Here is a 13539-nt window from a genome sequence, read left to right on the forward strand (position 1 = left end):
GAAAAACGCGTGCAAGAGTTAATCGAGTCGGTAGGACAACTTTCGGCTAAGCAAAGAAAGGCTCTGGCGGTTCTGCTCAAGCAGAAAGGCGTCAACCTCTTTGACATTGCCCCGGTTTTCAAGCGCACGGCTGAAGAGCCGTTGCTGCTGTCCTACGCTCAGCAGCGCCAGTGGTTTCTCTGGCAGTGGGCGCCGCACAGTGCGGCCTACAACATTCCGACGGCCCTGCGTTTGCAGGGCCCGCTGGATGTCAGCGCGCTGGAGCGCAGCGTTCAGGCGCTGATCGACCGACACGAAACCTTGCGCACGGTGTTCTCCCAGGAAACCGCGCAACCCTTGCAAGTGGTCCTGCCCGCAGGGCCCTTTGCACTGGAGATCCATCAACTGAGCGCTGAGCTGACGAACGACGCGGATGCCTCGATCCAGGCGTTTGTGCAGACCCAGAGTCAGAAAACTTTCGACCTGCAGCACGGCCCGCTCTTGCGCGCAGCGCTGCTGCAAGTCACCCCCAATGACCATGTGCTGGTGCTGACCCTGCACCACATCGTCTCCGATGGCTGGTCGCTGCAAGTGATGATCGAGGAACTGGTGCAGCTCTACGCCGGTTTCAACCTCGGTCACGACGCCGGTCTGCCGGCCCTGCCGATTCAGTACGCCGACTACGCCTTGTGGCAACGGCAGTGGATGGAGGCCGGTGAGCAGGAGCGGCAACTGGCCTACTGGCAAGAGAAACTCGGCGGCGAGCAACCGGTGCTGGAACTGCCGATGGATCGCCCGCGCTCCATCGAGCAAAGCTTCGCCGGCGCCAGCCACAACCTGATTCTCGACCCGGCACTGAGCAACGCGCTCAAAGCCTTCGCCCGGCAAGAAAACGTCACCCTGTTCGTGGTCTTGCTGGCCTCGTTCCAGGCTTTGTTGCACCGCTACAGCGGTCAGGCCGACATCCGAGTTGGTGTGCCGAATGCCAACCGCGGCCGGGTAGAGATCGAACGGCTGATCGGCTTCTTCGTCAACACCCAGGTGCTCAAGGCCGACATCGACGGGCAGATGTCCTTTGTCGATCTGCTGCGTCAGGTCAAACAGACCGCGCAAGAAGCGCAAGCCCATCAGGACTTGCCCTTCGAGCAACTGGTCGAAGCGCTGGAGCCGGGCCGCAGCCTCAGTCACAGCCCGCTGTTCCAGGTGATGTTCAACCATCAGGCCGAGCGCCGCGCGAGCGTCGAAACCCGTTTGAATGGCCTGAGCATCGAGCCACTGGAATGGCAGAGCCAGACCGCGCAGTTCGACCTGACGCTCAACACCACCGAACAGGCCCATGGCATCGAAGCCGTGCTCAAGTACGCCACCGATCTGTTCGATGCAGCGACCATCGAACGTCTGGCGCAACACTGGAACGCGCTGTTGCAGGCCATCGTTGCCGAGCCGACTCAGCGCATCGGTCAGTTGCCGATGCTCGATGCCGGCCAGCAGCAACAATTGCTGGCGCAGTGGAACCCTGAGCGCATCGAACAACCGCTCGGACAGTGCATTCACCAAGCCATTGAAGCGCAGGCCGAGCGTTATCCCGATGCGATCGCTGTGACCTGCGACGGGCAACGCCTGACGTACGCTGAACTCAATCGCCGCGCCAATCAGTGGGCGCATGCGTTGATCGCCCGTGGCGTCGGCCCGGACGTGCGCGTTGGCGTGGCGGTCGAGCGTTCGCTGGACATGATTGTCGCCATCCTCGCCGTGCTCAAGGCCGGTGGCGCTTATGTGCCGCTGGATCCGGGCTACCCGGATGATCGCTTGAGCTACATGATCGCGGACAGTGGCATCGAGCTGCTGCTGACCCAAGGCCATCTGCTTGCGCAACTGCCGGTACCACCGGGGCTGGCGTGCCTCGATCTGAATCAGGCGCCAGAACCCGGCATTGAAACCAACCCGCTGTGCCTGACCACGCCAGACAGCCTGGCGTACGTCATTTACACCTCCGGTTCCACCGGCAAGCCGAAAGGCGCATTGCTGCCGCACGGCAACGTCATGCGGTTGTTCAGCGCCACCGAACACTGGTTCGATTTCGGTCCGCAGGACAGTTGGACGCTGTTCCATTCCTACGCCTTCGACTTCTCGGTCTGGGAGATTTTCGGCGCGTTGCTGTATGGCGGCAAACTGGTGGTGGTGCCCCATGACATCAGCCGTTCTCCGGAAGATTTCTACACGCTGCTGTGCGATGAAAACGTCACCGTGCTGAACCAGACGCCGTCGGCGTTCAAGCCCTTGATGCAGGTCGCCAGCGAATCGACGCGCAATAACTCTCTACGCTACGTGGTGTTCGGCGGCGAGGCGCTGGAAGTGCAGAGCCTGCGTCCGTGGTTCGAGCGTTTCGGTGACCGTGCGCCCACGCTGATCAACATGTACGGCATCACTGAAACCACGGTGCACGTGACCTACCGGCCGTTGTCGATGGCCGATCTGCAGCAAAACCACAGCAGCCCGATCGGCGAACCGATTGTCGACCTCTCGTGGTATTTGCTCGATGGCTCGCTGAACCTGGTGCCACAAGGTTGCATCGGTGAGTTGTACATCGCCGGTGCCGGTCTGGCCCGGGGTTATCTGAATCAGGCCGGCATGACCGCCACGCGATTCGTTCCCGACCCCTTCAATCCGCAGGCCGGCGAGCGCCTTTATCGCACCGGCGACCTGGCGCGGCTGCGTGGCGATGGGGTGATCGAGTACATCGGCCGTATCGACCATCAGGTGAAGATTCGCGGCTTCCGTATCGAGCTGGGTGAAATCGAAGCGCAACTGCTCAAGCATGCCGAGGTGCGCGAAGCTGTGGTACTGGCGGTCGACGGTATCAGCGGCCAGCAACTGGCAACCTGGATCGTCGCGAACGAAGTGCCGGACGGCGAAGGGCAGGCTGCGCTGCGCGATTCGATCAAGGCGCATTTGCGCGAGTCCCTGCCGGACTACATGGTTCCGGTCAGTTGGGCGTTCCTTGAACGTCTGCCGCTGACCGCTAACGGCAAGCTGGATCGCAAGCAACTGCCGCATCCGGAAGTTGCCCAGGTGCAGGAAGTCTATGCCGCGCCGCGCAACGAACTGGAACAGCGTCTGGCCGAGATCTGGCAGGACGTGTTGAAGGTCGAGCGGGTCGGGCTCAACGACAACTTCTTCGAGCTGGGCGGCGACTCGATCATTTCGATTCAGGTGGTCAGCCGCGCGCGTCAGGCCGGCATTCGCTTCACCCCCAAAGACATCTTTCAGCATCAGACCGTGCAGCGTCTGGCGACCGTCGCGCAACAGAGCGACGCGGTGCAGATGCAGCAGGGCGAAGTGCTCGGCGACGCAGTGCTGACACCGATCCAGCATTACTTTTTCAACAGCGACATTCCGGCGCGGCATCACTGGAACCAGTCGATCCTGCTGACCCCGGCCACCGTACTGCACGCGGCGCCGCTGGAGCAGGCGCTGGTGCAGCTGCAACGCCACCACGATGCCTTGCGCCTGCGTTACCGGCCAACCAACGACGCTTGGCAGCAAAGCCACGCGCCTGCGGATCAGGCGCAAGCCTTGCTGCGCACGGTCACACTGGACGACAGCGCAGCATTGCCAGCGCTGTGCCTGGAGTTGCAGCGCAGCCTCGATCTGCTCGATGGCCCGTTGATTCGCGCGGTGTTGGTCGACTTGCCGGACGCCAGTCAGCGTCTGCTGCTGGTGATTCATCACCTGGTGGTCGATGGCGTGTCGTGGCGGATTCTGCTGGAAGATCTGCAAAGCGCTTATCAACAACTGAGCAGCGGTCAGGTTGTGCGTCTGCCGGCCAAGACCAGCGCGTTCAAGGATTGGGGCAAGCGTCTGCAGGCGCATGCCCGCAGCGCTGAACTGGAAAGCGAACTGGATTACTGGCGCGGGCAACTGCGCGAGGTCTCGGTCGAACTGCCGCTGGATAATCCGCAAGGCCAGTTGAGCAACCGTTTCGAACGCAGCGTCGATACGCGTCTCGACGCCGAACGCACTCGCCAGTTGCTGCAACAGGCACCTGCGGTTTATCGCACCCAGGTCAACGACCTGCTGCTGACCGCGCTGGGCCGCGTGCTGTGCCAGTGGACGAACACCGACAGCGCCCTGGTGCAGCTTGAGGGGCACGGTCGGGAAGACCTGTTCGACGACATCGACCTCAGCCGCACGGTGGGTTGGTTCACCAGTATGTTCCCGGTGCGCCTGACCCCGGACGCCAGTCTGGAAACCTCGATCAAAGGCATCAAGGAGCAACTGCGCGCGATCCCGAACAAAGGCATTGGCTATGGCTTGCTGCGTCATCTGGGCAGCGCCGAGTCGCAAGCGGCTTTGAACGAACTGGCGCAACCGAAGGTGACGTTCAACTACCTCGGCCAGTTCGACAACAACTTCGATGAACACGCCCTGTGGGTGCCGGCCACCGAAGACAAGGGCGCCGGCCAGGACGAAAACGCGCCGATGGCCAACTGGCTGACCATCGACGGCCGGGTTTATCAGGGCCAGTTGAGCCTGACCTGGACCTACAGCGGTGATGTCTTCGAAGAGAGCACCATCAACGCGTTAGCCCGCGCGTATGAAGTGGCGCTGGGTGAATTGATCGACCACTGCCTGAGCCATCCGAGCGGTGGTTTGACACCATCGGATGTGCCGTTGGCCGGGTTGTCCCAGGCGCATCTGGACAGCCTGCCGATCGCTGCCCAGCGCATTGAGGACATCTATCCGCTGGCGCCGATGCAGCAAGGCATTCTGTTCCACAGCCTGTACGACGCCGATGCCAGCGCCTATGTCTATCAGATGCTGCTGGATATCGACGGCCTCGACGTGGCGCGTTTCCAGCAAGCCTGGCAGCGCGTGGTGGATCGCCATGAAGTGCTGCGCGCCGGTTTTATCTGGGGCCGCGATGGCCTCGATGCGCCGCTGCAAGTGATCAATCGCCAGTTGACCCTGGAAATGCCCGAAGTCGATGTGCGCGGTGTGGCGGACTTGCCGGCCGTGCTCGAAGCGCGGGCGCAGGCTGATCGCGAACGCGGTTTCGATCTGCAGAACCCGCCGCTGTTACGTCTGTGCCTGTTGCGCACGGCTGATGATCGCCATCGGCTGATTTTCACCTGCCACCACATCCTCATGGATGGCTGGAGCAACTCGCGGATGTTCGGCGAGGTGTTGCAGGACTACGCCGGTCAGCCGGTGCCGAGCGCGCAGGGCCGCTACCGCGACTTTCTGGTCTGGCTGCAAGGTCAGGACAAAGCCGCCGCACAGGATTTCTGGCGCGGACAACTGGCCGCACTGGACGAACCGACCCGACTCGCCTCGGCCTGCCACGGGCGAACCGTGCCGGGGCCGGGCAAACAGATGCATCGCCTGCATTTCGACGCAGCCTTCACTCAACGCCTGAACGGTTTCTCCCGCCAGCAGCAAGTGACCCTCAACAGTCTCGTGCAAGCCGCGTGGTTGCTGGTGTTGCAGCGCTACACCGGCCAGGCCACGGTAGCCTTTGGCGCAACCGTGTCCGGGCGCCCGGTGGATCTGCCGGGCATCGAGCAGCAATTGGGCCTGTTCATCAACACCTTGCCGGTGATCGCCAGCCCGCAAGCCACGCTCAGCGTCGGCGACTGGGTGCGCAGCGTGCAGGACAAAAACCTGCTGCTGCGCGACTACGAACAGACGCCGTTGCAGGACATTCAGCGTCTGGCCCAACTGAGTGGCGAAGCGCTGTTCGACACCTTGCTGGTGTTTGAAAACTATCCGGTGTCCGAAGCGCTGGAAGCCAACCCGGGTGGTCTGCGTTTTGGCGGCCTGGAGCACCGCGAGCAAACCAACTACGGTCTGACCCTGATCGCCGGGGCCAGCGATGTCCTGAATCTGGACTTCAACTACCTCACCGAACACTTTGCCGAGCGCAGCGTGCTGAGTCTGGCAGGGCATCTGGAAGAAGTGCTGCGTCAGTTCATCGAGGCGCCGCAGCGTCTGCTCGGTGAAATCGGCCTGTTGCCACTCGCCGAACGCCAGACCCTGGCGCAATGGAACGACCATCAGGCCGCGTATCCGGCTGAGCGACTGATCCCGCAGAGTTTCGAGCTGCGCGTCGCGGCGCATCCGCAGGCACTGGCGCTGAGTCATGCCGGTGTTGCCCTGAGCTATGCCGAACTCAATCAACGCGCCAACCAGTTGGCGCATCATCTTGTGGCACTGGGTGTCGGCGCGGAAATCCGTGTGGGTGTGGCGATGCCGCGTTCGGCGGAGCTGGTCATCGCCCTGATGGCGGTGCTCAAGGCCGGTGGTACCTATGTGCCGCTGGACCCGGATTACCCGGCGGATCGCGTGGCCTACATGCTCGACGACAGTCAGGCGAAAGTCTTGCTGACGCAGCAGTCGCTGCTGGCACAACTGCCGCAGACCGATGCGCAGGTGGTGCTGGTCGAGGCCGGAGGTGCGGCGTTTGCCGAGCAACCTGCGGACAATCTTCCGGCGCGCGCTGATTCGGCCAATCTGGCCTACGTGATCTACACCTCCGGTTCCACCGGCAAGCCGAAAGGCGTGGCCATTGCCCACCGCAACGTACAGGCGCTGATTCACTGGTCCGCCGAGGTCTACAGCGAAGACGATCTGCAGGGTGTGCTGGCATCGACGTCGGTGTGCTTCGACCTGTCGGTGTGGGAGATTTTCGTCACCCTCGCACGCGGCGGTTCAATCGTCATGGCACGCAATGCCCTGGAACTGCCGGACTTGCCCGAGCGCGATCAGGTGCGCCTGATCAACAGCGTGCCGTCGGCGATTGCCGCGCTGCAACGCACCGGGCAAATTCCGCCGGGCGTGCGCATCATCAACCTCGCCGGTGAGCCGTTGAAGCAGAGCCTGGTCGACACGCTCTACCGCGAGACGGCGGTGGCGCACGTCTACGACCTGTACGGGCCGTCGGAAGACACCACCTATTCGACCTGCACCCGCCGCGAACTGGGTGGTCAGGCGAACATCGGCCGGCCGCTGGTCAACACCACGGCGTACCTGCTCGATGAGCAATTGCAGCAAGCACCGATTGGCGTGGCGGCCGAGCTGTATCTGGCCGGCGACGGCATCACCCGTGGCTACCTGTTCCGCCCGGGCCTGACTGCCGAGCGTTTCCTGCCCAATCCATTCTCGAGCAGCGGCGAGCGCATGTACCGCACCGGCGACCTGACCCGCTTCAGCGAAGACGGTCGGATCGAATACGTCGGCCGCATCGACCATCAGGTCAAGGTGCGCGGCTTCCGTATCGAGCTGGGTGAAATCGAAGCGCGCCTGCTCGCTCAGGACAGCGTGCGCGAAGGCGTGGTGCTGGCGGTGGACAGCCACAGTGGTCAGCAACTGGTGGCGTATGTGGTGCCGAGCGACAGCAGCCTCAGCCTCGAACAACTGGACGATTTGAATGAAACGCTGCAGGCCGCGTTGAAGGCGCATCTGCCGGAATACATGGTGCCGGCGCAGTGGCTGTTCCTCGAACAGTTGCCGCTGACACCGAACGGCAAACTTGACCGCAAAGCCTTGCCGGCAGCGGACCTCAGCCAGTCGCAACGCGAATACGTGGCGCCTTCGACGCCGCTGGAGCAGCAACTGGCCGAGGTCTGGCAGGACATTCTGAAGATCGAGCGGGTCGGCGTGACCGATAACTACTTTGCGCTGGGCGGTGACTCGATCATCTCGATTCAACTGGTCAGCCGTGCGCGTCAGCAGGGGATTCGCTTCACCCCCAAAGACCTGTTCCAGCAACAGACCGTGCAGAAACTCGCCGCTGTGGTTGCGCTCGAGTCGTCGGCCGACGAGGTGCCGGTGGATTATCCGCTGGCCCGACTCGATCAGGCGCAACTCGATGCGTTGCCGGTGCCGGCAGACCAGATCGAGGATGTTTACCCGCTGTCGCCGATGCAGGAAGGCATGCTCTTCCACACGCTGTCGGATAACGGCAGCAGCCTGTACGTGCAACAGGTCAGCCTGCCGATCAAGGGTCTGGACGTGGAGCGCTTCCGTCAGGCGTGGGAATTTGTCATCGCCCGTCAGGCGATTCTGCGCACCAGTTTCCATTGGCAGGACGGCCTGGCCAAACCGTTGCAGGTGGTGCATCGCCATGCGCCGTTGCAAATGCAGGTGCTCGATTGGCGTGAGCGCGAAACCAGTGAAGAACTGATTGCCGAGTTTGCCAGCGCTGACCGTGCGCTCGGTTTCAATCTGGCCGATGCGCGTTTGTTGCGGGTGACCCTGCTGCGCCTGAGCGACGATCAGTACCAGATGATCTGGACCAGCCACCACATCCTCATGGACGGCTGGAGCAGTTCGCGGCTGTTCGGCGAGGTGCTGCAGTATTACGCCAAGGGCGAAGTCAGCGGCGAGAACGGTCGTTACCGCGACTTTATCGCCTGGTTGCAGGCGCAGGATCAGGACGCCCAAGAGCTGTTCTGGAAAGCGCGGCTGGCGGTGGTCAATGAGCCGACGGCACTGAGCCAGGCGATGCACCCGCGTCACAGCGCCGATGTCGCCGGTCACGATGCGATCTATTCGAACTGGGATAAAGCGCAGACCGCGCGCCTGTTGCAGTTCTGCCGCGACCTGCGCATCACCCCCAACACGCTGATTCAGGGCGCATGGCTGCTGCTGTTGCAACGCTACACCGGGCAGCAGACGGTGACCTTTGGCGCCACGGTGTCGGGGCGTCCGGAAAGTCTGGCGAATGTCGGCAACATGCTCGGTCTGTTCATCAACACCTTGCCGATCATTCAGACGCCGCAAGCCGATCAGCGTCTGGCTGACTGGCTGGGCGAAGTGCAGGCCTACAACCTCGACATTCGCGATTATTCCCAGGCGCCGCTGGCCGATGTACAGCGCTGGTCCAATCTCGGTGGGCAGGCGCTGTTCGACAGCATCGTGGTGTTCGAAAACTTCCCGATCGACGATCGCTTGCAGGAAGAAAACGACACCGACCTGACCTTCGGCAAATCCATCGGCCATGGCGTGACCAACGTGCCGATGGACCTCGCGGTGATGCTCGGCGACGAGTTGTCGATCGAATACCTGTACCTGCGCAGTCATTTCAGCGCCGAGGCGGTTGTCGGTATTCGCCAGACCATGGAAAACACCCTCGCCGCGATGCTGGCGGCGCCGTACGAACGCCTCGGCAATCTGCAGCGTCTGAGCCACGAACAATGGCAAGCCGCGCAGGCCTGGAGCGCCGAGCCGACGCACACCCATCAAGCGGTGCTGTTGCCGGAACTGATCAGCCGTCACGCGCAACAGCAGCCGCAGGCCATCGCCCTGCAATGCGCCGGAATGAACCTGACCTACGCCGAACTCGAGCAACGCGCCAACCGACTGGCGCACTGCCTGATCGAACACGGTGCCGGAGCGGAAGTGGTGATCGGCGTGGCCTTGCCACGCTCGCTGGAAATGGTCGTGAGCTTCCTCGCCGTGCTCAAGAGCGGGGCGGCGTACGTGCCGCTGGACATCGATTATCCGCCGGAGCGTCTGGCGTACATGATCGAAGATTCCGGCATGGCGCTGTTGCTGACCCAGAGCAGCCTGCGCAGCACGTTGCCAGCGCCACAAGGCCTGCTGCGTCTGGAAATCGATCACCTCGACGAAAGCCGCTACGCCGACCACGCCCCCGAACGCCGCGTGCAGGAGCAGGGCCTGGCGTATCTGGTCTACACCTCGGGTTCCACCGGGCGACCGAAAGGTGTTGCCGTGACCCAAGGCCCGCTGAGCATGCACTGTCAGGCCATCGCCGAGTTGTACGAAATGGACGCCAGCAGTTGCGAGCTGCACTTCATGTCGTTCGCCTTCGACGGGGCCCATGAACGCTGGTTGAGCACCTTGTACAGTGGCGGTCGTCTGGTGATTCGCGACGGTTGCCTGTGGACGCCGGAGCAGACCTATCAGGCGCTGCACGATTACGGCATCACCATTGCCTGCTTCCCGCCGGCCTATCTCAAGCAACTGGCCGAGTACGCGGCGGCCAGCGGTATTGCGCCGCCAGCGGTGCGCATCTATTGCTTCGGCGGTGATGCGGTGCCGGATCAGACCTTCGAGCAGGTCAAGGCTGCGCTGCGTCCGCAGTACTTCACCAACGGCTACGGCCCGACCGAAACCGTGGTCACGCCGATGCTCTGGAAAGTTCCGGTCAGCCAGCATTGCGAAGCGGCGTACGCGCCAATCGGCCGCGCTGTGGGCGCACGCTCGCTGTACGTGCTGGACGAAGACCTGAACCCGCTGCCGCCGGGCTTTGCCGGCGAGCTGTACATTGGCGGCTATGGCGTCGCCCGGGGGTATCACGGCCGTCCGGATCTGACTTGCGAGCGCTTCGTGCCCAACCCGTTCGCGGCGGGCGAGCGTCTGTATCGCAGCGGCGATCTGGTGCGTTTGCGCGCCGACGGTGTGGTCGATTACGTCGGCCGTATCGACCATCAGGTCAAGGTGCGCGGTTTCCGCATCGAACTGGGTGAAGTCGAGGCCAGTCTGCGCCAGTTGCCGTCGGTCACCGATGCACTGGTGATCGCCCGCGACAATGCCTCGGGCAAGCAACTGATCGGTTATGTGGTCACCGCGAGCGGTGCAGACATCGGCGATGAACTCAAGGCGGGCCTGCGCACCTCGTTGCCGGAATACATGGTGCCGGCGCAGATCGTTTGCCTGAGTGCTTTCCCGGTGACACCGAACGGCAAGCTTGATCGCAAGGCACTGCCGGAGCCTGAGTTCAAAACCGAACAATACCTGGCTCCGCGCAACGAGCAGGAAAGCCTGCTCGCGGACATCTGGGCGCAGGTGCTGCAGGTCGAACAAGTGGGCATCAGCGATAACTTCTTCGAACTGGGCGGCGATTCGATTTTGAGTTTGCAGGTGATCTCCCGCGTCAGAAACCACCCGACGTTGCAGATGGATCTCAAGCTGCGCGACCTGATGCGTTATCAGACCATCGCCGGCATCGTCGAGCAGGAAGCGGTGAAGGAGGGCACCGCACTGCCGCAGGCGGACGTCACGCACGTCGCCGCCGAGGGCTTGTTCAATCTCTTGCCGATTCAGGAGTGGTTCTTTGCCGAAGGCATGGCCGAGGCGCATCACTACAACCAGTCATTGCTGTTGAGCGCGCGCCAGCCGCTGGACCTCGATGCGCTGGAGCAGGCACTGGGCTGGATCGAGCAACATCACGACTCGCTGCGCCTGCGTTTCTCTCACGAAGGCGGGCGCTGGTTGCAGCGTTACTGCGACCTCAGTGAACAGGGCGAAGCGTTGCTCTGGCGCCGCGAGGCGGACAACAGCGAGCAGGTCGAAGCCTTGGCCAACCTCGCCCAGCGCAGTTTGAAACTCGACGACGGGCCGGTATGGCGGGTGATGCATGTCGCCTTGCCGGATGGCCAGGCGCGCCTGCTGGTGGTGATTCACCACTTGGTGGTCGACACCGTGTCGTGGCGAATTCTGCTCGACGATTTGAAGGTGGCTTACGAGGCCTGCGTGCAAGGGATCGAGCCGAAACTGCCGATTCGCACCAGCAGTTACCGATCCTTCGCCGAAGCCTTGCAGGCGCAGGCGCCGGTGATTGCCGAGCAGGAACTGGGGTATTGGCTGGAGCAACTGGATCAGCCGGGCGTCGATTTGCCATGCGACAACCTGCGCGGCAAAAACCTCGTGCGTCAGCAGGCACAGGCGCGGCTCAAACTGTCCCGCGAGCACACGGAACAACTGCTCAAACAGGCCCCGGCGGTATATGGCACGCAGATCAACGACCTGCTGTTGTCGGCGCTCAGCCGTGCCCTGTGCCGCTGGAGCCAACAACCGTCGGCGTTGATCCTGCTCGAAGGGCATGGTCGTGAAGACCTGTTCGAGTCCATCGACCTGAGCCGCAGCCTGGGCTGGTTCACCAGCATGTTTCCGGTGCGCTTGCGCCCCGACAGCGACGACATCGGTCAGTCGATCATCAATGTGCAAGCGCAGTTGGCGGCAGTCCCGCAGAAAGGCATCGGCTATGGCGTATTGCGTCATCTGGCTGGGGCTGAGGTGGCGCGGCAACTGGCCGAACTGCCGCAAGCACGGGTCACGTTCAACTACCTGGGGCAATTCGATCAGAGCTTCGACGAGCAGGCGCTGCTGGTGCCGGCGCTGGAAGAAACCGGTGACAACTACAGCCTCAAAGCCAATTTGGGCAACTGGCTGGAAATTGTCGGCCAGGTCTATGACGGTCAGTTGGCCTTGCGTTGCATCTACAGCAGCCAGCGTTATCGCGCCGGCACCATGGATGCCTTGATGAGCGATTACCAGCGTGAGCTGGAGGCGTTGATCGAGCATTGCATGGCCCGCGCGGGCTGATCGCTACGCGTTCAGTCATCTCTAGGGGCGCTGCCGAGGCGCGCCCCTTTTTTTGCCGATACAAGGATTTTAGCGATGTCGTTACACCCTGATCTGGAAGCCTTTCTCGACCTGGCCCAAGACAGCCAGGACGCCGGCCTGCCGGCCATGCACCAAATGACCCCGAGCGAAGCCCGCGCGAGCTTCGAACAGACCACGGCGCAATTGCGCTGGGCGGCACCGCAAGACCTGTTGGTCAGCGAAATAGACACGTTGGCACGCGATGGTGCATCGCTGGCACTGCGTCTGTATCGACCCAATGCTGCGGTTTCGCCGATGCCGGTGCTGGTGTATTTCCACGGTGGCGGTTTCGTCGTCGGCAGCCTCGATTCCCACGATGGCGTGTGCCGCGAGTTTTGCCAGCGCACGCCTTGTGCGGTGTTGTCGGTCGGCTATCGACTGGCCCCGGAGCATCGTTTTCCAACGGCGCTGGAGGATGGCGAAGACGCTTTGTCGTGGTTAGCGGAAAACGCGGTGAGCCTTGGCCTTGATACCTCGCGTGTGGCGTTTGGTGGTGACAGTGCTGGTGCGACCCTGGCCACGGTGCTGGCGATTCAGGCGGTGGTGCAACCGCATACTGTGGCCATCGCGCCGAAGGCGCAGTTGTTGTGCTATCCGGTGACCGATGCTTCGCGTGTGCACGATTCGCGGTTGTTGTTCAGCGAGGGGTATTTGTTGGAGAGCGATACGCTTGACTGGTTTTATCAGCATTACGCTCGCAGTCCGCAAGATTATCTGGACTGGCGTTTTTCGCCGTTGTTGGCGGAGGATCTGCGGGGTGTGGCGCCGGCGATTGTGTTGTTGGCGGGTTTTGATCCGTTGCTTGATGAGGGGCAGGCTTATGCTGACAAATTGCGGGGGCAGGGGGTGAGTGTTGAGGTTGAGCAATGTCTGGGGCTGACGCATGATTTGCTGCGGATGGCTTCGGTGATGCCTGATGTATTGCGGGTGCATGAGAGGTTGAGTCGGGCGTTGGCGCGGGTGTTGGGGTGATTGGGGTTTTGTTGGTTTTTGGGTGAATATCCGTTGCTGCGGTCACGGCTGATTAGGGTTCCGCCCTGACGTACGGCACTTCGCTGGGGCTCGGGGTTCCTTCGCTGCGGGATCGATCCGGGCGCAGCGCCTACGGTTTGCTTCGCTGCACCTCCTCTCGCTGTGTTTGGCTGCGCC

General features: G+C 62.4%; 2 protein-coding genes. Both read left to right on the plus strand.

The genetic code is table 11. The features are described from left to right. The first annotated feature begins 9 nt into the window (after positions 1–9). On the plus strand, positions 10–12330 hold the full coding sequence (locus M9827_RS05615) for a non-ribosomal peptide synthase/polyketide synthase (protein WP_250604074.1): 12321 nt from the start codon (positions 10–12) through the stop codon (positions 12328–12330). A gap of 75 nt (positions 12331–12405) precedes the next feature. Then, complete coding sequence (locus tag M9827_RS05620) at positions 12406–13362, plus strand: alpha/beta hydrolase (RefSeq protein WP_250604076.1); 957 nt, start codon at positions 12406–12408, stop codon at positions 13360–13362. The last annotated feature ends 177 nt before the right edge of the window (positions 13363–13539 follow it).

It is taken from the genome of Pseudomonas sp. AKS31, from assembly GCF_023634765.1.
In the GTDB taxonomy this organism is placed as follows: domain Bacteria; phylum Pseudomonadota; class Gammaproteobacteria; order Pseudomonadales; family Pseudomonadaceae; genus Aquipseudomonas.